This is a genomic window from Nonomuraea sp. NPDC049141, assembly GCF_040648415.1.
In the GTDB taxonomy this organism is placed as follows: domain Bacteria; phylum Actinomycetota; class Actinomycetes; order Streptosporangiales; family Streptosporangiaceae; genus Nonomuraea.
The window spans coordinates 1-21,556 of sequence record NZ_JBEZDR010000038.1 but is presented as its reverse complement, the minus strand read 5'-3'; the positions used below and the strand labels follow the sequence as shown (position 1 = coordinate 21,556).

General features: G+C 68.6%; 22 protein-coding genes and 3 pseudogenes. 9 read left to right on the top strand and 16 right to left on the bottom strand.

Annotated elements, in window-relative coordinates:
- The first annotated feature begins 372 nt into the window (after positions 1-372).
- The 3 genes and pseudogenes from AB0B91_RS60645 to AB0B91_RS60635 all read left to right on the top strand — a co-directional run bounded on the left by AB0B91_RS60645 (position 373) and on the right by AB0B91_RS60635 (position 3,352).
- Entirely contained in the window at positions 373-594 is a 222-nt protein-coding gene (locus AB0B91_RS60645) for a Tn3 family transposase (protein WP_358341629.1), read from the top strand.
- Positions 595-1,070: 476 nt separating this feature from the next.
- The gene (locus AB0B91_RS60640; protein ID WP_358341626.1) at positions 1,071-2,381 is read left to right on the top strand and encodes a DUF4158 domain-containing protein; all 1,311 of its coding nucleotides are present in this window, start codon (positions 1,071-1,073) and stop codon (positions 2,379-2,381) included.
- Positions 2,360-3,352 (top strand): annotated as a pseudogene (locus AB0B91_RS60635) (Tn3 family transposase). Before AB0B91_RS60640 ends, AB0B91_RS60635 begins: the two are co-directional and overlap by 22 nt.
- Before the next feature lie 91 nt (positions 3,353-3,443).
- On the opposite strand, the pseudogene AB0B91_RS60630 reads toward AB0B91_RS60635, so the two are convergent.
- The 5 genes and pseudogenes from AB0B91_RS60630 to AB0B91_RS60610 all read right to left on the bottom strand — a co-directional run bounded on the left by AB0B91_RS60630 (position 3,444) and on the right by AB0B91_RS60610 (position 7,366).
- A pseudogene (locus AB0B91_RS60630) lies at positions 3,444-3,964 on the bottom strand (M55 family metallopeptidase).
- A gap of 132 nt (positions 3,965-4,096) precedes the next feature.
- Entirely contained in the window at positions 4,097-4,573 is a 477-nt protein-coding gene (locus AB0B91_RS60625; protein WP_358341623.1) for an isoprenylcysteine carboxylmethyltransferase family protein, read from the bottom strand.
- A gap of 57 nt (positions 4,574-4,630) precedes the next feature.
- Entirely contained in the window at positions 4,631-4,837 is a 207-nt protein-coding gene (locus tag AB0B91_RS60620) for a hypothetical protein (RefSeq protein WP_358341620.1), read from the bottom strand.
- Complete coding sequence (locus tag AB0B91_RS60615; RefSeq protein ID WP_358341617.1) at positions 4,838-6,094, bottom strand: FAD-dependent monooxygenase; 1,257 nt, start codon at positions 6,092-6,094, stop codon at positions 4,838-4,840. It lies immediately after the preceding gene.
- Between the two features lie 222 nt (positions 6,095-6,316).
- Positions 6,317-7,366 (bottom strand): NAD(P)/FAD-dependent oxidoreductase, encoded by a 1,050-nt coding sequence (locus AB0B91_RS60610; RefSeq protein ID WP_358341614.1) that lies wholly within the window; start codon positions 7,364-7,366, stop codon positions 6,317-6,319.
- A gap of 363 nt (positions 7,367-7,729) precedes the next feature.
- On the opposite strand from AB0B91_RS60610, the gene AB0B91_RS60605 reads away from it, so the two are divergent.
- Both AB0B91_RS60605 and AB0B91_RS60600 read left to right on the top strand, forming a co-directional pair.
- The gene (locus tag AB0B91_RS60605) at positions 7,730-9,370 is read left to right on the top strand and encodes an FAD-dependent oxidoreductase (protein WP_358341611.1); all 1,641 of its coding nucleotides are present in this window, start codon (positions 7,730-7,732) and stop codon (positions 9,368-9,370) included.
- A gap of 323 nt (positions 9,371-9,693) precedes the next feature.
- On the top strand, positions 9,694-9,903 hold the full coding sequence (locus tag AB0B91_RS60600; protein WP_358341608.1) for a hypothetical protein: 210 nt from the start codon (positions 9,694-9,696) through the stop codon (positions 9,901-9,903).
- Positions 9,904-10,025: 122 nt separating this feature from the next.
- On the opposite strand, the gene AB0B91_RS60595 is transcribed toward AB0B91_RS60600, so the two are convergent.
- Complete coding sequence (locus tag AB0B91_RS60595) at positions 10,026-10,868, bottom strand: alpha/beta hydrolase (protein WP_358341605.1); 843 nt, start codon at positions 10,866-10,868, stop codon at positions 10,026-10,028.
- A 108-nt stretch (positions 10,869-10,976) separates the two neighbouring features.
- Positions 10,977-11,792, bottom strand: a complete 816-nt coding sequence (locus AB0B91_RS60590) for an oxidoreductase (RefSeq protein WP_358341602.1) — start codon at positions 11,790-11,792, stop codon at positions 10,977-10,979.
- Positions 11,793-11,930: 138 nt separating this feature from the next.
- Here AB0B91_RS60590 and AB0B91_RS60585 point away from each other — a divergent pair, with 138 nt between their 5' ends.
- From AB0B91_RS60585 to AB0B91_RS60570, 4 genes are all read left to right on the top strand, one after another.
- Positions 11,931-12,554: a TetR/AcrR family transcriptional regulator gene (locus AB0B91_RS60585; protein ID WP_358341599.1), complete on the top strand. Its 624-nt coding sequence runs from the start codon at positions 11,931-11,933 to the stop codon at positions 12,552-12,554.
- Between the two features lie 269 nt (positions 12,555-12,823).
- Positions 12,824-13,024: a hypothetical protein gene (locus AB0B91_RS60580; protein WP_358341596.1), complete on the top strand. Its 201-nt coding sequence runs from the start codon at positions 12,824-12,826 to the stop codon at positions 13,022-13,024.
- An 82-nt stretch (positions 13,025-13,106) separates the two neighbouring features.
- Positions 13,107-13,721: an NADP-dependent oxidoreductase gene (locus AB0B91_RS60575; protein ID WP_358341593.1), complete on the top strand. Its 615-nt coding sequence runs from the start codon at positions 13,107-13,109 to the stop codon at positions 13,719-13,721.
- Between the two features lie 453 nt (positions 13,722-14,174).
- Entirely contained in the window at positions 14,175-15,131 is a 957-nt protein-coding gene (locus tag AB0B91_RS60570) for a tyrosine-type recombinase/integrase (protein WP_358341590.1), read from the top strand.
- 224 nt (positions 15,132-15,355) lie between these two features.
- Here the strand turns inward: AB0B91_RS60570 and AB0B91_RS60565 are convergent, their stop codons facing one another.
- The 9 genes and pseudogenes from AB0B91_RS60565 to AB0B91_RS60525 all read right to left on the bottom strand — a co-directional run.
- On the bottom strand, positions 15,356-15,889 hold the full coding sequence (locus tag AB0B91_RS60565) for a helix-turn-helix domain-containing protein (protein WP_358341587.1): 534 nt from the start codon (positions 15,887-15,889) through the stop codon (positions 15,356-15,358).
- Positions 15,876-16,154 carry a hypothetical protein gene (locus AB0B91_RS60560; RefSeq protein WP_358341584.1) on the bottom strand — a complete coding sequence of 93 codons (279 nt, stop codon included), beginning with the start codon at positions 16,152-16,154 and terminating at the stop codon, positions 15,876-15,878. Before AB0B91_RS60560 ends, AB0B91_RS60565 begins: the two co-directional genes overlap by 14 nt.
- Before the next feature lie 114 nt (positions 16,155-16,268).
- Positions 16,269-17,081 (bottom strand): alpha/beta hydrolase, encoded by an 813-nt coding sequence (locus tag AB0B91_RS60555; RefSeq protein ID WP_358341581.1) that lies wholly within the window; start codon positions 17,079-17,081, stop codon positions 16,269-16,271.
- Between the two features lie 80 nt (positions 17,082-17,161).
- Positions 17,162-17,548: an ATP-binding cassette domain-containing protein gene (locus AB0B91_RS60550; protein ID WP_358341710.1), complete on the bottom strand. Its 387-nt coding sequence runs from the start codon at positions 17,546-17,548 to the stop codon at positions 17,162-17,164.
- Complete coding sequence (locus AB0B91_RS60545; protein ID WP_358341578.1) at positions 17,500-17,739, bottom strand: hypothetical protein; 240 nt, start codon at positions 17,737-17,739, stop codon at positions 17,500-17,502. The genes AB0B91_RS60550 and AB0B91_RS60545 overlap by 49 nt, the downstream gene beginning before the upstream one ends.
- Positions 17,740-18,608: 869 nt before the next feature.
- Entirely contained in the window at positions 18,609-19,004 is a 396-nt protein-coding gene (locus tag AB0B91_RS60540) for a carboxymuconolactone decarboxylase family protein (protein WP_358341575.1), read from the bottom strand.
- 261 nt (positions 19,005-19,265) lie between these two features.
- Positions 19,266-20,264 (bottom strand): amidohydrolase family protein, encoded by a 999-nt coding sequence (locus tag AB0B91_RS60535; RefSeq protein WP_358341572.1) that lies wholly within the window; start codon positions 20,262-20,264, stop codon positions 19,266-19,268.
- The gene (locus tag AB0B91_RS60530) at positions 20,261-21,418 is read right to left on the bottom strand and encodes an FAD-dependent monooxygenase (protein ID WP_358341569.1); all 1,158 of its coding nucleotides are present in this window, start codon (positions 21,416-21,418) and stop codon (positions 20,261-20,263) included. The genes AB0B91_RS60535 and AB0B91_RS60530 overlap by 4 nt, the downstream gene beginning before the upstream one ends.
- Before the next feature lie 4 nt (positions 21,419-21,422).
- Positions 21,423-21,556: pseudogene (locus AB0B91_RS60525) on the bottom strand (transposase); the annotation flags it as partial.

The window sequence follows — 21,556 nt, the reverse complement described above, 5'->3', positions numbered from 1 at the left end:
GTTCTCTGTCAAGTGCTGCGTGTTGACCAGAGAGCTTGCGATCTTCCGTGAGCGCGCGCTCGGCTATGAAGGGTTTGGCTGGTGTGGCCGGGTGCGGTGGGAGCGCCATGGCCAGGGGCGGGAGGTTCTGGACGGTTGGCCAGCCAGCGCAGTAGACGAAACGCGCGTTCGCTGATGGTCTCGCTGCCTAGCAGCGCTGCCAACAGGATGGTCACCATGATGACCGTCTCCAGAACTCCGAGCGCAAGTCCGAGCAAGGGGTGGGCGAAGGAGACGCCGGCGGGGGCGCCCAGCACGCCAGCGGCAAGGCCCACCTGACTCCAGATTGGTCGGGGCGCGCTGACGGCGGGGACGTTACTGGCCGGTGTCGGGGTGGTCATCGTCACGGCGCTGGACATGATGGAGGTGATGCGCCGACTGCTGGCCGAGGGCTGGGAAATCAGCGCCGAGGACGTGGCGCAGTTGTCGCCCTACCTGACCGCGCATATCGGCCGGTTCGGCCTGTACGCCACCGACGTGCTGCGGCTGCGCCCCGACGACTTCGACCCCGACCTGCCCGAGATCGACTTCACCGCTCTGGCTGAGGCTGCCTGAAAGGGGCTGGCCGAGCGTGCGACCCGCGGGGAGCGAGCGCTCCGCCCACTCCACCTCAGCCAGCGATGGGGTGAACAACTCCGCCAACTCCCGAGCAGACACCGCCCTCACGAACCTCGGATAGGCCGTCCGATCGATCGACGCCACCCGAACCCCCGGAAACCGTTACCAACCAGCGCGAACCACCAGATCCTAACGACCGGTGATCAGCCCGCGGCCCGTTTCGTCTTCCGGTGACACCCCAGGTAGGCGCCAGGCGTCGATGTCGGCCTGGCCACAGCTTGGCAGCTGACGATCGCGCTGGCTCAGCCGGAAGTTCTCGAGATGCGGCCACGACCAGGGGTCCCGGTAGCAATGAAGAAATTTCCAACGAAATAGCCCCTGAACTGGGGAAACGGTTGCATTTGACGAGTTAGTGATCACTGCCGCTACGTTCGTTCCGGTTTCGTCCGGTACGGCAGGTAGAGGTGGTGCGTTTGTCCGAGAAGATGTTCTCCGAGGAGCAGCTGGAGCAGCTGCGTTCGTACCCGGAGATCGCCAGCGATGAGTTGATCCGGTATTTCACGCCGACGGCGGCGGATGTGGCGTTCGTCGATCCGGGCAAGGGGCGGGGGACCATCGACCAGCTGGGCATGCTGGTTCAGCTGTGCACGCTGCCCTGGCTCGGGTTCGTGCCCGACGACGTGGCCGCGGCACCGGCCGTGGCGGTAGCGCGGGTGGCCGAGCGGCTGGGGGTGACCCCGGCGGCGCTGCGGCTGTACGGCAAGCGCGATCAGACCCGCTCTGATCATCTGGGCCTGATCGCCAAGTATCTGGAGTGGCAGACCGCGCCGGCGGGCAGCCAGGCGATGAAGGAGCTGGAGCAGTTCCTGCTGGACCGGGCGATGGAGCACGACTCGCCGACGCTGCTGTTCAACCTGGCGCGCGAGTATCTGATGGCGGCCAAGGTGATCGGGCCCGGCGTGCTCATCTTGGCCAAGATGGTCGGCACGGCGCGCAAGGCGGCCTCGGATCTGACCTCGCAGCTGGTGGGGCATCTGCTGACCGCTGAGGTCCGCTCCGACCTGGAACGGATGCTGGCCGTCGATGAGGGGTTGGGGATGACCCGGCTGGAGTGGTTGGTCAGCCCGGCCCGGGACGCCTCGGCGACGTCGGTGAAGACGTCGATCGACAAGCTGACCTGGCTGCGCGCGATCGACGCGCATCAGATGGATGTGTCGGTGCTGCCGAACGAGCGGCGCCGGTTCCTGGCGCAGGTGGCGCGCCGCTCGACCAACCAGGGGCTGGAGCGGCGCAAGGAGCGTAAGTTCCCGATCCTGCTGGCGTTCGTCGCCCAGGCCGCGGTCGACCAGCTCGATGAGGTGGTGTCCCTGTTTGACCAGGCCGTCAGCGCGCGGGAGTCGCGGGCGAAGTCCAAGACGGATGAGGCGCTGGTCGAGCGGGCCAAGAAGGGTGAGGCCCGGCAGCTGGTGATGGACGTGATCCTGCCGGTGCTGGCCGATCCGTCGATCCCTGATGATGAGGTGGGCGGGATGCTGCGCGAGCGGATCGGCATGCAGCGGCTGCGGGAGATCACCTCCGATGCGTGGAAGCCGCTCCCCCGGGACCACGGCCGGCTGTCGGAGCTGGAGTCCTCCTACACCTACCTGCGCCAGTTCACGCCGAACGTGCTGGCCGCGATCGACCTCCAGGGCGGGCCGGGCATGGCCGGCGCGAGGCCAACACGGTCATCGTTGACCACCACTACGGCTTGGAGTTGGCCAAGGTGTTCGGCGGTGGCACCATGAGCTCCTCCGACGGCCAGCGCTTCCCGGTCCGCGGCAAGACGCTGACCGGCCGGAACATGGTCATTCACGGTGGTCAGGTGCTGTCCACGTACACCCATGTCTCCGATCAGTGGTCGACGTACGGCACGAAGATCATCGTGCCGACGGCGCGGGAGGCGCACTTCGTCCTGGACGACTTCCTGGGCAACGCGACCGACCTTCCGATCGCCGAGCACGCGACCGATAGTCACGGAGCAACGTTGATCGACTTTGCGTTGTTCGACCTGGTCGGCAAGGCGCTGACCCCGCGGTTGCGGGATCTGACCCGGGTCACCCTGGTGCGGGAGGAGACTCCGACCGAGATCGCCAAGCGCTATCCGCATGCCGGGCCGCTGCTGGGCGCGCGCTGGAACGAGGACCTGGTGGCCGGCTGCTGGCCGGATCTGCTGCGGATGGCCGGGTCGCTGAAGTACGGGCAGGCCACCGCCTCGCTGATCGTCGGCAAGTGGTCGGCCGCTTCGCGGCAGAACACCCTGGCCGCCGCGCTGAAGGAATGGGGCATGCTGCGCAGGACCGTCCACCTGGCCAAATACCTGTCGGACCCAGCATTCAGAAGGAAGATCTCCCGTCAGCTGAACAAGGGCGAGAGCCTGCACGCGCTGCGCCGTGACCTGCACTACGCCCAGTAGGGCACGATCACCCGCCCGCATCTGGAGCAGCAGACCGAGCAGGCGTGGTGCCTGACCCTGCTGACCAACTCCGTGGTCGCCTGGACGACAGAATATTATTCCAGAGCGGTGCTGGAGCTGCGCTCCCAGGGCCGGGAGGTGAGCGACGAGATCCTGTCGCACATCTCGCCCGGCCACAGCGACAACATCAACTTCTTCGGCGTCATCAATGTTGACGTGGAGGCGGAGCTGGCCAAGCTCGACACCAGCGGCTGGCGGCCGCTGCGGCCCGCGCAACTTCGCGAGCTGGGGCTGACGCCCTGACAGGTTCTGCGCCGCGCCTTCCGCAGGGAGGGGGCGCAGGCGGTTGATCGTAGGGGTGGCTTGCGCCGGGCGCGGGCCACCCCCTGGGTACCTACGGCCCGTTCTGGGTGAGCGCGGCGATGACGTGGAGCATGCCGTAGGCGGCCGTCATGGTCTCGGCGTCGAAGGCGCCGGTGCGCCCGCTCCGGGTGAGGCCGGACAGGAGAGCGGCCAGGTCCGCCGTGCGCGGCTGGTGCAGGTCGACCTCGAGGCGGAGCGGCTGTGGCACCGAGGCCGGTGCTGTGGTGGCGTGCGATCGCATCGCCTGGCTGGCGCCGCGCTGCAGGCGTTCGTGCGCTTCGTCGGGGTGCATGCCGTCGGCCGCGTGCTGGCCGAGACCGCGTTTGACCGGCACGGTGCGGCCTGGGGCGCCGGGGCTTTGAACTCCGCGTATGCCGCCTCATCGCCGCTGGCCAGCACGACGGGCACGCCGTAGGAGCCGGCCAGTAGCGTGTTGATACCGATCTCGCCGTGCGAGGTGCCGTTGATGCGGACGTCGAGGACGGCGTCGGCCATGGTGTGGGCGAGCACCGCGCCACCGGTGCCGGCGCGGGCGTGGTAGCCCACGAACATCGCCGCCTGGGCACCGGCCTGCAGGCCGGCCATGCCCCGAGATCCTGCACCCGCACGCCTGCGGGGGAAGCGATGAGATGTGGTGCGGTCGGCTCACGGGCAGAGCCCGGCCTGTCGGCCCTGCAGGGTGGGTCAGAGCCAGCGCCGCACCTGAGCTCGGTAGCGCTGGTAGTCGGCGCCGAAGCGGTCGAGCAGGTAGGCCTCTTCGGCGCGGATCACCCACCGGTAGGTGGCCAGCATGCACAGCGGTGCCACGATCAGCGGCCACCACGACCCGGCGCAGAGGCCGGCGCCGACGAGGGCGACCGACAGTCCGGTGTACATCGGGTTGCGGCTGACCCGGTACGGGCCGGCCACGACCAGCCGCGACACCGGCAGGTGCGGCGCGAGCGTGGTGCGGTGTGCGAGCACGGTCACCACACCGGACAGGCCCAACCCCAGCCCCGCCACGACCAGAACCAGCCCGGCGTAGGTGAGCCCCGGCAGCGACAGCGGCAAGGGCAGTACCCACTGGTGCACCGCCAGCGCCGCAGCCAAGGAAAGGCCGTACAACAGCGGCGGCGCCTTGACCTGCACCGCGGCGCCGCGGGCTAGGGCCGGGGCGTTCATAGCCGGATCCCCACCGAAATCGAGCAGCTCTGGTCGGATGCAGCGACGGCGATGCCCTCAACGAGGTGCTGCGGTGACACGTTCTTCGGTTTCATCCCGACCTCCGATGGCAGTTGCACTGTGTTCGTTGCAGTGATCCTGCGTTGTGCGCAGTGATAGTGTGCGGAAAGCCTCAGTGCGCGGCTTGCGTCCGAGCATTCGTTCGACGAAGTCGTTGCGGGCCCAGACGACCTCGTTCTCCCGCTCGTATTCGAGGAACTCCACTCACGCTGCAGCGGCGGCGATATCCAGACTTTTCATCCGCGCCCTGTTGGTCATCATCTTGGCGAGCAGCCGGCCGGCGATCGGCAGCCGGGCGAGGCGGATCATCACGGACCGAAGCAGCAACTCGGCGCGGTTGCCTGGGGTGAAGAAACCGCGCATGCTCACACCGCTGCCGAGGTGGTGGTCGATGAACGGGCGCAGGTGGTCCTCCCAGTCCTGCAGCGCTCGTGGCACGTCGTGCGGGTGGCGTTCCAGCATGGTGCCGAGCAGGTCCGCCCCGGCCAGGCCGGTGGATGCCCCCATGCCGGAGTAAACGGTCAGGCACCACGCGGCGTCGCCGACGAGCACGACTCGGCCGCGGTGCCAGTGGTCGAGGTGCACCTGCTCGGCGGAGTCGAACAGGTGGTCCGGGGCCTTCTCGAACTGGTCGAGCAGCCAACCGAGCGTGGAGCCGGTGGGCTCGGGGCCGTAGGCGGCGCGCAGCGAGTCGATGGCCGGCCGGGTGAACTCGGCGTCCACGTCGTCGGTGCGGTAGGAGAACAGCACCGACGGCGGACGGTCGGCGAATGAGAACACCCACGCCGATCGGCCCGCCTCGGCCATGTACAGCCCGTCCTGTAGGCGGTAGCCGGGTACCGGCTCGGGCAGGCTGTACACGGCGATCATGTAGTTCAGCCGACGGATCGGGCTCTGCTCGGGCTCGAACGCAAGCCGGCGCACCGTCGAGCGCAGTCCGTCTGCCCCGACCACCAGGTCGAACCGTTCGACGGTCGTCGTCTCCGTCGTCAGGTCGCGGATCTCGACGTCCACCCCGTCGAGGTACTGGTCCAGCGCGATCGGCACGGTCGAGTACCGGATCTCGACCTCGTCGGGCAGGGCGGTGAAGGCCGCGTCTTCGATGTCGCCCCGCATCACCATTCGAGACCCGCCGAACACATCGGCGTAGCCTATACCGCGGCGGCGCCGGCCCGTGCGGTCGACGTCGTAGCTCACGCCTTCCGGAGCGAAGCGATTCGGTACCGCATCGGCGATGCCCAGCCGTTCGGCGGCGGCGAGCCCGGTCCCGAACAGGGCGATGAAGTATCCGCCGCGGCGCCGCTCGGGGGCCTTCTCCAGCACCACCACGTCCCAGCCCGCGCGATGCAGTCGCAGCGCGGAGGCGATCCCGCTGATCCCGAGGCCGACCACCAGGGCCCGCTGTCGCGATGTCGTGTTCTTGTCCATGGGATTGCGCTCCGACATTGTCGTGTCCTGCATCTGGTTGGGGTGGGTCGGCTATTCAGGAAGCCTGAGGGTGTGGAGTCGTCGAGGCGGGCGAGGAAGTCGAGGAGTGTGGCGTTGACCTCGGCGGGACGCTCCTGCTGCTTGCTTGCTGGGCATGGCTGAAAACCGTCTGGAAACTGATCGGTTTCCAGTCTGGGAAAACAGATCGGTTTCCCCACCAACGAAGGTGAGGCGAGCGGGTGACGGGCTGAGATCTCAGGGCTCAAGATCATCCTGTGGCCCTTTTGGGCCTACCTCGGCGATCCCCTGGAGGGCCGCGTCGGTGTCCGCGATGGCCAGCATCCTGTTGATGTCGGCGCCGGCCAGCGCGCCGGCCGCTGCGGAGGCCCCGACCTGGGCGACCGGATCGGTGGCGTTGCCGGCCACCCACACACCCGGCACCTCGGTGGTGCCGGCCAGGCCGGAGGCGAAACCGCGGCCCATGTTCGGCAGGTCCTGCACCGGCAGGCTCAGGCCTTCCAGGCCCTGGGTGCGGGCCTGCATCTGCGGGCCGACCGCCAGGACGCGGCGGGCCACGACCCGGCCGTCGGCCAGGCGCACCCCGGCGAGGGCACCGTCCTCGTCGTTGACGACCTCGGTGACCGGGGTGTCGATGATGCGGATGCCGCGGGCGGCGAAGCGGGCGCGGCTGTCCTCGTCCAGGTCAGTGCCGTGGGTGAAGTAGGTCAGGTCCTCGGTCAGCTGACGGAACAAAAACGCGTGGCCGATGGATGCCGCGCCGATGGCGAGGACACCGATGGGCTCATCGCGCACCTCCCAGCCGTGGCAGTACGGGCAGTGCACCACACTGTGCCCCCAGTGCTCGGCGAGCCCGGGCACCTCCGGCAGCACATCCGTCAGGCCGGTGGCCACCAGGATGCGGCGAGCGGTGATGCTGCGGCCGTCGGCCAGGGTGACGGTGAACCGCAGGTCCCCGTCCGCCGACGGGGTGGCAGACTCGGCCGAGACCACCTCGCCGTGGACGACGCGTCCGCCGTACTGGCGCACCTGCTCCCGGCCCCGTCGAAGGATCTCGGGCGGCGGGGTGCCGTCCAAGGCGATCAAGCCGTGCACGGCCTTCGCGGGCGCGTTGCGCGGGGAGCCGCTGTCGATCACGACGACCGAGCGGCGGGAGCGGGCGAGGATCAGTGCACCGTTCAGCCCCGCGGCGCCCCCGCCGATCACCACCGCGTCGACGGTCCCCTCGGCCAGCGCATCGCTCGCGGAGTCCTCGCCAAAGGGCGGTCGCTGGGTCACCTGTGTCATGAGTTCAACCCCCAAGCCGCCTTCGCGGCGTCGCGGTCCTGCACGCCTGGACCAAGCCGGTCCGGCAAGCTCAGGACGGTTGTGTACTGAACAGTCAGAAACCTAGGCGGTTCTGTACTGAGTTGTCAAGTACGGCAGTTCGGCCTAACCTTCTGCGTATGGGGCCGCCCGTAGTTTCCAGCGCAAAAACAACGATTAGGCTGGTCAGGGTCCAGGAAGGGCTCTCGCTGTGGTGGTTGGGCACGGTCGCGATGGCCGTGGCGAGAGTTGAGCCTGGGGAAGCGGAAGTCGGGGCCGACGCCGGCGAAACGAGCGGAGGAGAATCGTGACCGGAGCGATTCGCCTGCCAGGTAAGGGAGAAGCATGAGCATCATCCCCGTGCCGGACGAGCTGACCCATTACTCGTCCCGTCGGCTGGACGAGGTTGATGAGGCCTGGCCGGTGTTGAGCCAACACGCCCTGGACCTGTTGCGGTCATCCGGTGAGGAGCTGCACCCCACGCCCGGCGAGTTGCTGTGGGACGCCGGTGATCCCACCGACTTGCACCTCGTGCTGACCGGTGGCGTGCTCCTCGTGGACCGCCGGGACGACCGGGTCGTCTTCGTGATCGAGGCCGGTGACTTCGTCGGCGAGCTGGGCATGTTGATGGGGCAACGCGCCGTCTTCCAGGGCGTGGCCATGAAAGACACCGCGATCCTGCGGGTTCGGGTGGAGGAACTGCGCCGGCTGGTGGAGATCTCGGGGGAGCTGAGCGATGTCGTGCTGTCCGCTTTGGATGCCCGGCGGCGCTTCCTGAGCAGGAAAGGCGAGGGCGGTCTGGTACTGGCCGGAGACGACGACCGCGACCTGCACCGCCTCCAGGACTTCGCTGAACGCAACCAGATTCCCTACCGGACGGTGCTGCGCTCGAACCCGTCGGCGTGGTCGGAGCTGGCGCAGACCTGTGCCTTGCCCGAGACCGGTACGGCCGTTGTCACGCCACAGCGCCGCGTAATGACAGCGCCGACCACGCGTGACCTGGCAACCGCGCTGGGAATCGACCTGTGGGGCATCGCCGACGATTCCCGGTGTGACCTGCTGGTGGTGGGCGCCGGACCGGCGGGGCTGGCCGCTGCTGTGTACGGGGCGTCGGAGGGACTGGACGTGGTCGTCGTCGAGGACGTCGCCATCGGCGGCCAGGCCGGCAGCTCGTCACGGATCGAGAACTACCTCGGCTTCTACCGCGGCGTGTCCGGGGTTGAACTGGCACGGGCGGCGATGCTGCAGGCGGTCAAGTTCGGGACCAGGCTTCTATCACCCCGCTCAGTCACTGGGCTGTCGGAGGTGCCCGGCGGGTTTCGGGTGCGGCTCGACGACGAGTACGACGTCCTCGCCTCAGCGGTGATCATCGCCAGCGGCGTGCGCTACCGGCGCCTGGACCTGCCTGGCCTGGCCGACCTGGAGGGCCGTGGCGTCTACTACGCCGCAAGCCAACTGGAGGCCAACTCGGTCTCCGGGCGGAACGCCGTCGTGGTCGGGGGCGCCAACTCCGCCGGCCAGGCGGCCCTGTTTCTCGCGCGGAACGCCGGCCACGTCCACGTCCTGATCCGCCGCGATGACCTGTGCGACACCATGTCGAACTACCTGGCGCAGCGCCTGACCCACCACGAGCGGATCACCGTGCACCCTCGCTGCGAACTGTCCACCGTCCATGGCAGCAGCCGGCTCAGCGGGCTGACCTGGCACGACCGCGCCCGCGACCGGGACGTACGACTCGACGCGGCCGCACTGTTCCTGATGATCGGCGCGGACCCCTGCACGACCTGGCTGCACGACATCGGTGTCGACCTCGACGCCAAGGGCTTCGTGCTCACCCACGACAGCTTCGCCACCTCGATACCCGGGCTGTTCGCCGTCGGTGACGTGCGCGCAGACTCCGTCAAGCGGGTGGCATCGGCCGTCGGCGAGGGATCCGTGGTCATCTCCGCAGTCCACGCCTACCTCGCCAGCAGAAGGACGTTCTGACCCGAGCCTTACGGCGAGCCATGGTTGAACAGCTCCGGATGCCGGGTCAGCTCGACCCCGGTCCGGCGGATGTGACCGGAGCGGAATCGCGCTCGGCGTCCACCGAGCCCCAGCGCCGGATCGCATCCAGGAGCAGTCGATGCTCCTCGCGGGGCCTTGCCGGTTTGATGCCGCATTCTTTCTGAGTTGGAAGGGATGCATGTCATGCCGAAGCAGTTGGATCCCGAGCTGTCCGGCTGGTGCTGTAGCACCGTGCCGAGTACCCGACCAAATACCGCGGCGGTGCTGACGGTGTCCAAGAAGGTCGGGGTAGGCAGAAGTCGTTGTGGCGCTGGGTCGCCCAGGCCGAGATTGACGGCGGCGAGGCGCCCGGGGTCACGATCGAGGAGAACGAGGAGAACCGTCGGCTGCGTGAGGACGCGATTCTGAAGGCGGCCAACTTTCTTCGTCGGGGAGCTCGACCTCTGCAACGGCTGATGGTCGCCTTCATCGACGAGCAGCGTTCACCTGACGGTTCTGACCGACCGGGTTGAAGGTTGCATCGCTGGTCACCGGGCGGCGATCCGCCCCATCCCGCCGTCCGCGACAACGCCATGTCAGAGTCCGCCCCGCGCCGCCCATCCCGGTGGTCTCGCCGCGAGGGCCGAGTGATCCGCTACTGGGCCCATGCCGCGATCCGTTCCGCGATCGCCTCGGGGGCCTCGATGTGCAGGAAGTGACCGACGTCGGGGACGACCTCCAGCGCGTGCGGGGCGGCGAACCGATGCCGGTCGTCGACCTGCGGGGGGAGGAAGCAGCCGTCGTCGGCACCGTGGAGCTGCAGCAGGGGCACCGCGATCGGCTGAGATAGGCGGCGCGTCGCCCCGAGCATGCCGGGTCGCAGCATCGCCCGGTAGTACTTGATGGGCGCGGGCATGCTCGCCCGCAGGTGCTCGTGTAGCTCCACCTGCAGAGCTGGATCGAGCGAGAGGCTGGGCGACCATTGACGCCAGAGGCGGTCGATGAGGGCGAGATCGCGGGCGGTGGCCATCAAGCCGCTTCCCGGCAGTTGAAAGAGCCCCATGTACCAGCTTCGGCGTAGCTGAGCGAGACGCGGCCGGGTCAGGAACGTGATGGGGTGGGGGATGGCGAGCGTGACCGCGCGTTCGATCCGCTCCGGCGCGGTGACGCAGGCATCGTATGTGATCAAGGCGCCCCAGTCGTGGCCGATCAACTCCACGGCTCGCCCGGGAGACCAGCGGTCGATCAGCGCGAGCACGTCGCTGGTGAGGGCTGCGAAGTCGAACGGCCCCGCGGTCGGGGACGGCGCGTAACCGCGAAGCCAGGGTGCGACGACGTGACGTCCGCGGCGGCCGAGCTCGGCGAGGAAGGGCGTCGCGGTCGGCGGATGGTCCGGGAAGCCGTGCAAGACGAGCGTCGGTTGACCATCGGGATCACCACCCTGCAGCGCGTGAAAGGTGCCATGTGGCAGGTCGAAGGTGACGCGTTCGAACTCCATGTGCGTCAGCCTTCTCCAAGAGCGCTCGGACGACAGATGCTGATGCTGGCTTCGGTGTCTCTGGTTTTGGACATGTGCGTCTCCTCAGGCGCCGGGTGTACTGCGGGGTCAGCCGGCCAGCCGGTTGAGCTTGCGGATTTGGTTGTCGAAGGCGCGCGAGGGCACGATCCGGCGCAGGAGGCTCACGCGTGCGGCCATCGAGCCGGCGGTGTACCGGAGCTTGGGCTTGGAATCGGTGGCGGCCGCGACGATCACCTTCGCGACAACGTCCGGGTCGTCGGCGGTGCGCACGGCGGTGGCCAGCACGTCTCGAGCGATCTCCCGCTGCGCGGCGTAGACCGGCAGGGGCGAGTCGGGTGCCAGGCTGCTCGCCTCGAAACTCGTGCTCGTGTAGGCCGGCTCGACCAGCAGCATCCGGACGCCGTGCTCGCGAAGCTCGTGGTCGACGGACTCGGAGTAGCCCTCGACCGCATGCTTGGCGGCAGCGTAGACGGCCATGAAGGGCGCTGGGATCAGACCGAGTACCGAGGAGACGTTGACCACGCGGCCACTGCCCTGGGCGCGCATGTGGGGCAGCACCGCGTTTGTCATCCGCATCAGACCGAAGACGTTGATGTCGAAGACCTCCTTGGCCTGGTTGATCGAGCTCTCCTCGCCGGCGCCGACCGCGCCCACGCCTGCGTTGTTGACCAGGACGTCGATCCGACCGAACCGCTCGATCACCTCCTCGACCAGGGAGCGGACCGACTCGTCGCTGGCCACGTCGAGATCGAGGAACGTCACCCCGGCCAGCGGCCCGGCATTCGCCGCGTTGCGGCTCGTGCCGACCACCGCGAAGCCGGCGTCCACGAGGGCGAGCGCTGCCGCCCGCCCGATCCCCGAGGAGGCGCCCGTCACAAGGGCCACTGGGGAAGCTGTCTGCATGTTGGTTCCTTCGGTTGCGGGCATGACTTCGTCGTGCCCAGTGCGGGGTCCCAGGATGGTTGTGTACTGAACTGTCAGAAACTTAGGCGGTTCTGTACTGAGTTGTCAAGTACGGCAGGTCGGCTCTACCTTTTGTGTATGGCGAGACCACGAAGCTTCGACCACGACCACGTCCTGCATGCCGCCGAGCGGCAGTTCCGCACCACGGGCTACAACGGCACGAGCGTCGACGACATCAGCGCCGCCACCGGCATGGGCCGCGGCAGCCTCTACGCCGCGTTCGACGGCAAGCACGGCGTATTGCTGCAAGCGATGGCCGGCTACTTCGCCCGGCTGGGGCAGTTTGCGCCGAAGGCGCTCGCCGGACCGGACGAGGGCGCCCTGGAACGACTGCACAGATACTTGCTCCGCGCCGTCCACGGGGTGCCACTCGCCGCCGATGTACCCCCCGCCCCTGACCGGGCGGCGGCGGCCTGCTTCGCCGCCAAGATGGCCCTGGAACTCGGCACCTCCGACCCCGAGGTGCAACGCCTGGCCAACGACTGCTTCTCCGTGCTCACGACGGCGGTGGCCGACTGTGTGCGAGCGGCGCAGCGCAACGGCGACATCGACCCCGACGCGGATCCTGACGACCTCGCGTACCTTCTGCTGACCATCATCCGCGGGACCGATGTCGTCGGCGCGTACGGCCACAGTCCCGCCCGCCTGACCTCGATTGCGGAGAGCGCGTTCGCATTGCTGCCTCGCCCGCACCACCGCTGAGAACGGCACGGCCGGCCTCGTCGCACAGGCATCTGATGCGGTCGGCCCACTTCGACGCCGCGGAGACACGGCCCGTAGGTTTACGCGCCGCAGGGCGGTCGTCTGGGCGGTTGGCGAAGAACTGCGCCCGCATCCAGTCGAGTTGCTCCACCGCATGCGCGCTGTCGCCGGGCTTGAACTGCACGGTCAGTCGCCGAACGCCTCGCCGCCAGCAGACGATGGTACTTCGGCCGCCGCTCCGCCCACTCGGACCGCGTTTGCAGGAATTCGTGAGCCTGCATGGCGACCACGACACGGCCCAGATCAGCACCGGCGGCCAGCCGGTTGAGCAGAACCTGCTGGACATCGACGTACAGGTCCACCACGTCGACCAACTCGTCCGGGTAAGGCTCACTCATAGCCACGATCTTTATCCCCGCGCGACCAGGGCGGGGCCGACTTCGCGACGAGATCTACGCACGACCACGTGACCTGCGGATCGGCACCTTCGCCGAGTCGATCGCGATCAAGCCCTCCTCGCTCTCCTTCGCCGAGGCCGCCGCCGTACCCCTGGTGGCGCTCGCCGCTCAGCAGAGCCTCGTCGACCTCGCCGACGTCCGCCCCGGACAGAAGATGCTGGTGCACGCCGGCGCCGGCGGCCTCGGCTCGACCGCCATCCAACTCGCCAAGCACCTCGGCGCGTACGTCGCCACCACCGCCCACACCCGCGACATCGACAAGGTCCGAGACCTCGGCGCCGACGAAGCCATCGACTACACCACGACCCACTTCGCCGACGTCCTCAACCGCTACGACGTCGTCCTCGACTCGCTTGGCCCGGCCAGCCTGGAGAAGTCGCTGACGGTCCTGAAGCCCGGCGGACTGGCCATCAGCGTGGTCGGCCCACCCGACCCGGCCTTCGCCGCACAGCTCGGCCAGCCGCTCCTCAAGCCGGTCATGGCCGTGCTGAGCCGCAAGGTCCGCAGCCGGGCGAAGCGACTGGGCGTCCGGTACTCGTTCTTCTTCATGCGCGCCGACGGTGCCCAGCTCAAGGCCCTGGCAGCTCTGTATGACGCCGGCACGCTGCGCCCCGTGCTCGACCGCACCTTCAACTTCGACGAAACCCTCGACGCCCTCGCCTACGTCGAGCAGGGCAAGGCCAACGGCAAGATCGTGATCACCCATTGACCAAGACGCCGGTGGACCCCCGTTGCCTTTTGACCGTCCCCAGCCGGGACGGCTCGGTGGGCACCAGGTTCCCGAACGTCGTTGCCCCGGTGCGGTGTAAAGCGCGGGTGGCGCTCTGTGTCGGGTCTGGGGGTAACCATCTGCCAGGCGCTGGCGCCGTTGGCGAACGTGCTGGCGAGCCATGCGGCACGCTGGGTGGGGCCGTGTGATCGCCCTGGTCAACGACATGACTATCCCTTTCTCTCGTACTTGGTCTGCCCCCCTCATTGGGCCGCCGAGGCCCGGTCGCGAACGACCACCTAGCCACTGCCCATGGCGCCGCACATTTGTGACACAGAACTTGCATTATCTGTCACTCAACCTTGCCGGCCCATGTCCGCCCAGCTCGGCATCCGCCGCCACGACGGCGACTCGGCAACATTATGTGTCACATCGCCCTGGAGGAGGTCGCCCGTGTCCGTCGTCGCCTTCCCCGGCCCGCCGACCGACCCCGCGACCGGCTCGACGGTCGCCGCCGCCGCCGACCGTTTCCTGGAGTCCCTCACCGCGGCCACCACCCGCACCGGCTACGCCGAGACCCTCGCCCGCCTGACCACCGTGGCCGGGCCGCAGCATCCGGTCGCCACACTCACGCCCGAGCAGTACGCCGCGGTGATGGACCAGTGGAAGAGCGCGGCCGCCGCCACCTGGAACCGGCACCTGTCCGCGCTGGTCTCCTTCACCACCTGGGCCCAGCGCCAGGAACTCCTGGTCACCAACCCGGCCCGGCGGCTGGAGCGTCGCAAGCCCGCCCGCCGCGGTGATCGGGCCATCCCGGCCGCCCGGCTGGAGAAGCTGTTCACCGACCCCGCGCACGCGCTGCGAGAACGGGTGCTATGGCGGCTCCTGTACGACACGGCCGCCCGAGCCGAGGAAATCCTCACCCTCAACATCGGGGACCTCGACCTGGAGTTCCGCCGCGCCCGCGTCGTCTCCAAGGGCGGCGCCCTCGAGTACGTGCACTGGGCCACCCCCACCGCCCGGATCCTGCCCCGCCTGCTGACCGGCCGCACCGCCGGGCCGGTGTTTCTGGCCGACCGGCGCGCCCCCACCTCCGGCCGCCGGGCGCCCGCAACCGGCGACGTCTGCCCCGTAACCGGCCATGGCCGGCTGTCCTACCCGCGCGCCGAATACCTGTTCAAGACCGCCACAGCCCAGCTCGACCCGCACCGCCAGGGATGGACCCTGCACCAGCTCCGTCACTCGGCCCTGCAGCATCTCGCGCAAGCCGGCCGCACCGCGCCCGAGCTGCAGGCCAAGAGCCGCCACCAGCACCTGGCCAGCCTCGGCCGCTACGTACAACTCGGCGAGGAGACCTCCGCCCGCGTCACCGCTGAAGCCAACCCCATCCAACGCCGACGTCCTCGCTGAAATTAGGGATCGTCGCTCCATGATCCGCACCGTAAGCGAATCGAGACCTTAGCCGCAGAGACCGGGCTATCCGCAGGTCAGACGCTATTTCGTTGAAAACTTCTTCATTGCTACCGGGACCCCGACCAGCGAACCTTCCGCGGGGACTTTGACGAAACCGCCCTGACACGGCGGGTCTCTCCACCTGCACGGCGCGTGGCAGCCGCATCGTGGAGGCAAGCTGTTCAACGAAGGTCGCGGATGCGTTCGCCATCCTTCGCCGGGCGCTGGGTCGGCGATGAAGCCGGCCACGCAACGTCGTCGACCGCGAGCCACGGCGCGACGGCCAGGGCCGTGGGCGTGAGCCCGGCAAACGTCGCGACCTCGCGGTGAAGGTGGGACTGGTCGACGTAGCCGTTCTCGGCGGCTATGCGGGCGGCGGCGTGACCCGCCGCGAGTAGGTGGGCGGCGTGGTCGAAGCGCACCAGCCGGGCGGCGCGTTTGGGTGTGATGCCGAGCTGGGACTGGAAGCGGGACCACAGGCGCTTGCGGCTCCAGCCGACCTCGTCCGCCAGGCCGTCGACCCGCACCCGCCCCCGGCTGGACAGCGTCCGCCGCCAGGCGTAGGCGACCTGCGGATCGACCGGTGGGTGGGCACCCAGCCGTCGGCCGAGGATGTCCACCGCGATCGTGAACCGTTCGTCCCACGACGCGACGGCGCGCAGCCTGTCCTCGGCTCGTTCGGCGTCGCGGCCCCAGACCTCCTTAAGGGCTACCACCGTCCCGCTGAGCTCGGTCGATGCGCCGAAACAACGCAGCCGCCGCGACCGGCTCCAGCCGGATCTGGAGGCACTGGCCGGCTCCCCAGCCAGCCGCCCGGAGATCGCCGGGGAGGAGCCCGACGACGACACTGCCGCGCTCGTGCCGGCCATGGGTTTCGTAGACGACGCCTCCCTCGCTCAGATCGACGAGCAGGGTGACGGACGGGTACGCGACCATGGCGATGTCCACCAAGGCCGGGGCACGATGGCGAAACCCGGCCATGCTGACCCCCGGCAGCCGAACCGACGGGCGTGGGACTGCGACGTCCACCCACGCCCGGTCAGGTGGCGTCCCGGTCGGCAGCACATGGCCAGTCTAGGCATCAGGGATCACGGGTCATCGGCGGCCCGTTGCCGTGAAGCTCAGCAGCAGTTTGCTGGTCGTCTCGGGCTCTTCCACCATGGGTAGGTGCCCGACGCCGGGCAGCAGCTCGACCCGTGCGTTCGGCACCGCGTCGTACTGGTGCGCCGACGACGGCTCCCAACGGGGGTCGGCAGAGCCGAAGATCACCTGAACGGGGACCCCGAGGGCGGCCAGACGCTCGGGCATGCTCCGTTCGGCGATGTAGGCGGTGTTCCGGCGCAGCACCGTCCTCATCACGCGGTAGGTGATGCCCCGTACGTCGGCGACCACGTCGTCCGGGAGGTCCACCGGGCGAACGGCCGTCGCGCTGATCCCCTTGCGGATCATCGTATCCGAACGCCTCGGCCACAGGAGCGGGCCCAAAGGCGGGGCCAGCAGGAGCCGAAGGATGAACGGCTGCCGGAGGAGCGCATCCGGACTTGGGCCGCTACTGATCAGTGCGAGCGAACCCACGAGGTCGGGACGTTGTTCGGCCAGCGCGGTGGCGACGTAGCCGCCGCTGGAGTGCCCGACCGCGGCGACGTGACGAAGGCCGAGGTCGTCCAGCAGCGCCGCCACCTGACCCGCCTGCGCGGGCACGTCAAACGACGGCGCGGGCGGGGACTGACCGCAACCCGGCAGGTCGACCCGGATGACGTGATGGTGACCAGCCAGCGCCGGGACCACCGGACCCCAGAAACCGCCCGAGGCCCCCGACCCGTGGATGAGCAACAACGGCGGCGCCTGCCGCGGGCCGTCATGGACCACGTGCATCCCATGCGAACGTTCAATGTCGTATTCACTCATGCGGAGACTATGCACGCGCGGCCCGCCGCCAGTCTTGGACAAATGTTCCCGCAGAGTTGAAGACCGACGGCCTGCCACCATCAACGGTTGTACCGATGTCCCCCAAGGCCGGAAAACGGGCCTAGCGGATCGCCCGATACTCCGGCTCTTTTCCGCGCAGCGGGAGCCATGGAGATGTTCCAGAAGTCGGCGTAGCGGCCACCGTGGTCGAGCAGTTCGTCGTGGCTGCCTTCCTCCACGATCCGACCGCCGTCCAGAAAGACGATGCGGTCGGCGCGTTGGACGGTCCGCATCCGATGCGCCACCATCACCACCGTCCGGCCCGCCACCAGGCGCTGGATGCCCTCGTGGACGGCCGCCTCGTTGACCGGGTCCAGCGCCGAGGTCACGTCGTCCAGCAGCACGATGGGCGCGTTCTTCAGCAGCGCCCGCGCGATCGAGACACGCTGGCGCTCGCCCCCTGACAGCAGCGCGCCGCCCTCGCCGACGTTCGCCGCCCATCCGCCGGGCAGAGCCGCTGTCCCTCAGGGACGGTGAGCGACACCTCGTCGAACACCGTGTGCACGCCGTGCCAGAAGGCGACGGCGTCGAACTCCAGGCCGTGGTGCGCCGGCTGGATCGGCTCGCGGGGTTCCCGCAGCGGCTCGGTGCGTAGCACCGTCTCGAGTCTGGCCAGCTCCGAACGCGCGCCGCGGAGTTTGCCGCCGATGTCCGACAGCGACAGCAGCGGGCGGCCAGATGCTCGCCGAGCCGGTGATACATGCCGCGCAACATGGTGGTCCCGACCCGCATACCGGACAAGTCGCTGATGTAGCGCAGCACAGCGTAGAGGGCGACCGCGGACCCGAACGCGACCAGCCAGGGCACGGCGTCCGCGGGCGTGCTGCCGAGCAGCGCCCGCAGCTTCTCAGGATGGCACGCCGCCGCCGGTCTCCAGCTGGCGCCGGTACATGCGCTGGCCAACCTCTATGGAGGAGCCCCGCCTCGTTGATGTATCGGGTGCCGCCCGAGTCGACGATGATCGCTCTTGGCCTGGCCCGTTGAGACGACTGCGGCTCCTGTCCGCGATCAATACGCTGACTTCCTTGAGCGGCCGTAACTCCCGACTCGCTACGCGAACTCGTAGATGCCCGCCTAGCGCTCTCCGCGCAGGTCCAGGCATTCCTCCTCACCAACCGGCTAAACGATCAGGGCCAGTTTGCGTCGGAGCGTACGGGCGAAGCCCGTTCCTGCTGTGTTCCGGTTGGTTAGTAGTTCATCAGCCGAGCGCCTTTACATTGTAGATTTTTAATGAGAACGAAGATAGAGCCCCCCGCTTCTCCCAACAGCGGCCAGCCTGCGATTGATGTTCAAGGACGGCCAGGCCCCGGATTACATCCCTCAACCCCTGCAGCCAGCCCAAGCCGCTGCTGTATACGCTGCTCTCCTTCGCCGTGCTGGCCACCCGCCAGCCCATCCTGCAGTTCCTGGCCGAGCTCGGTGGCCACGGTCAGGCCGGGCCCAGCCCCTACGACGCTCACATCGGCGTCAAGCTCGGTCACGGGTGGATTCCTTTTGGGAGGATGGCGCACCGATCGCGAACACCTCCATCAGCTGCGCGAGGGTGCGGTAGTACCCGATGAGGACGACCAGCTCCACCACACCCTCGCGTCCGAGCGGTGTGACCGCGGCCTCGTACTCGTCGTCGTCCAAGGGGCGAGGGTCATCCTGCAGCCGTCGGCACAGGCTGTAGGCCGCCGCCTCGGTGGGATCCTCGGAGGTGAAGGTGCCGCAGGCCAGAGTGGACAGCTCCTCTTCGGTGAGTCCTGCCGCGCGTCCCACCCGCTCGTGGGCATACCTCTCGAAGTCGCTCCCGGTTGCCGCGGCGACGGCGAGAATCTCGATCTCGCGGGTGCGGGCGCTCATCCGCGTGCGGTAGCGCACCGCCGCTCCCAGTTCCTGGAGTCGGCCGCCGAGGGCAGGCGCGTACAAGCATCACGCCGAAGGGTCCGTTCAGCGCCCCATCCTGGTCCTGGAGCGCGAAGTGCTGGGGTCCTGTGACGCCGACACCCGAGGTGATCTGCTGGTAGAGGGCCAGTTGCTCCTCGTTCAGCTTGGCTTCGGTGAGTTTCGGTAGCCGGGGCGTGGTCGTGTTGTGCACGTCGATGTCCTGTTCGCCGCCGTCGTGGCGGAGTCGCCGTCGTGTCAGAGATGTGTGGTGAAGAAGTCCGCGACGGCGGCGATGGTCTCATGCTCGTCGAACGCGGGATCCTCATGGTTGGCGCCGTCCAGGAGCAGGGTCCGGGCCTGGCCGCCGACCGCCTGTACCGCTTCCGCGAGCCACTGGCTCTGCTGCGCGGAGGTGATGGCGTCGCCCGTCCCGTGCAGAAGCAGCATTGGGGGACTCCCGGGGTGGACGTGCGTGACCGGGCTCAGCGCGCGGAGGTGCTCCTTGGTGAGCTCGGACTCCGGTACGCCCGCGAGCAGCGCGTGGCGCAGACGTGCGCTCGGTGGTCGCGGCAGGTCCGCGGGCCAGTTCGCCTTGAGTAGTTCTTCGGGCACCGGCAGCGTCGGGCCGGGCCGGGCCGAGTCGGCGCGGGCCGTGAAGTCGTAGCTGCCGAAGTAGCCCACCATCGCCTGGATCGCGCATTCCGGCCCGTCGGAGGCGAAGTACTGTTCACGCAGGCGGCGGATGTCCTGCGGGTGGCCGAGTGCGCTGTCGCGCGTCCACTCGGGTGTCAGCGGCCAGCCGTGGGCGAAGACGGCGCGAATGCCGGACTCGGTCAGGGCCTGGACGGCGGCGTCGGAGTGATCGGGAGTGTTCTGGATGTGGGACCAGTCGACCAGCGTCGTGATGCCGGAGTCGAGCGCGGAGAGCGCGCCCAGGAGGTTGCCCGCGTACACGCCCTCCGGGCGGTAGCCAGCGCCGACCGGCCCGAGCATCTCGGCGAAGTACTGCAGCGGGTCGGTGTCGACGTAGTAGTGCCGCACCGCCGTCTGCCAGGTGTGCCGGTGGGTGTCGACGAACCCCGGCATGACGATCATCGACGTGGCGTCGACGACTTCGGCGTCGGGGCGGTCGATGGACGGGGCCACCTCACGGATGACGCCGTCCTCGATCAGCACGTCACCGACCGGCAACTCGCCGACCGCGTCGTCCATGCTCAGGACGTGGCCGTTGGTGATGAGGGTCGCCGTGGTCATCGCCGGCCCCTGATCCAGTGCTTGATCTGGTCGGCCGCATTCTGGGGGTCGGGGGGGTCTTCGTCAGCCCAGGCGACGTAGGCGTCGGGCCGGATCAACAGGCTGCGCACGGCCCGCAGCTCGGGGGTGGTCACAACAAGCACCCCGCTGACCACGCGCAGTGGCAGGCCGGTGATGTCGAGGTCGGCGTAGCTGTTGTCACCGGTGCAGTCGATCAGCAGGAAGCGTTGGTCGCGCAGCAGTTCTCCGACCCTTCGGATGCCATCGGGAGTGACCAATTCGAGGTCGGGGGCGCGGTGACCGGTGAGGAGATGGCTGCCGCGCAGACTCGGATACGGCTGGGTCAAACCGTTGAGTTCCAACGCGATACGCCGGTTGACCTCCGGCAATGGCAGCAGATGCTCCTGGAACATCCGCTTGAACGCCACGCCCTCCGGCGTGAAGTTGAACTGCACGGCGCACTGCGCCTCCACGCTGCGCAGCAGCTCCTCGGCGACGGGCCGGCGCTCCTGTTCGTAGGTGTCCAGCAGGTCGTCGCCGGCGTGACCGTTGATAACGGCGGCGAGCTTCCATCCGAGGTTGAACACGTCCTGGATGCAGAAGTTCATCCCGACGCCGCTGGCCGGATAGTGGATGCGGGCCGACTCCCCCACCAGCAGGATGCGGCCGTTGCGGAACGCCGTGGCGATGCGCAGGGCATCGGTGAACCGTGACGCCCACCGCAGGCCGTCGAACTCCACATCCTGCTGCAGGATGTCGCGCAGGCAACCGCGCACCTCCTCCTCGGTCACCGTCTCGGACTGCGGGGCATGACGTCGCCGCGCGTGCACGATGTTGAAACGCGTTACCGAAGCGCCGTCCGCGTCCTGGCCGAAGGGGAACGAGGTGATCCAGCCGTGCTCGTTGTCGGTCATCAACCGCCCGCCCGACCACAACCCGTCCATGCGCAAATCGGCGACTATGCCGGTGAAGGTCGCATCGTGGCCCTCGAAGCCGATCCCGGCCTGCCGGGGTACCAGGCTGCGGCCGCCGTCCGCACCCACGACATAGCGCGCCATCAGTTCGAGGCGGTCTCCCCCATGCACGGCGGTGACGATCGCCGCCTCGCCGTCCTGGGTGACCCGCTCGACCAGAGCGCCGTGCCTGACGTCCACCGCCGCCGTTGAACTCGACCAGGACGGCGCCGAAGTTGTCGCTTACCTCGATCATGATGGCTTCACAGCGGCGCAGCATCTCGTCGGTGAACACTTTCCGCCGGTATTTGGGGGTGAAGACCAAATGGGCGTGGAGGC

Coding starts and splice junctions, on each gene's coding strand:
- AB0B91_RS60555 (WP_358341581.1), bottom strand. CDS start 17,081: ATGAGTGAATACGACATTGAACGTTCGCATGGGATGCACGTGGTCCAT.
- AB0B91_RS60585 (WP_358341599.1), top strand. CDS start 11,931: ATGGCGAGACCACGAAGCTTCGACCACGACCACGTCCTGCATGCCGCC.
- AB0B91_RS60625 (WP_358341623.1), bottom strand. CDS start 4,573: ATGAACGCCCCGGCCCTAGCCCGCGGCGCCGCGGTGCAGGTCAAGGCG.
- AB0B91_RS60615 (WP_358341617.1), bottom strand. CDS start 6,094: ATGCAGGACACGACAATGTCGGAGCGCAATCCCATGGACAAGAACACG.
- AB0B91_RS60610 (WP_358341614.1), bottom strand. CDS start 7,366: ATGACACAGGTGACCCAGCGACCGCCCTTTGGCGAGGACTCCGCGAGC.
- AB0B91_RS60590 (WP_358341602.1), bottom strand. CDS start 11,792: ATGCAGACAGCTTCCCCAGTGGCCCTTGTGACGGGCGCCTCCTCGGGG.
- AB0B91_RS60595 (WP_358341605.1), bottom strand. CDS start 10,868: ATGGAGTTCGAACGCGTCACCTTCGACCTGCCACATGGCACCTTTCAC.
- AB0B91_RS60605 (WP_358341611.1), top strand. CDS start 7,730: ATGAGCATCATCCCCGTGCCGGACGAGCTGACCCATTACTCGTCCCGT.
- AB0B91_RS60535 (WP_358341572.1), bottom strand. CDS start 20,264: ATGACCACGGCGACCCTCATCACCAACGGCCACGTCCTGAGCATGGAC.
- AB0B91_RS60560 (WP_358341584.1), bottom strand. CDS start 16,154: ATGGCCGGGTTTCGCCATCGTGCCCCGGCCTTGGTGGACATCGCCATG.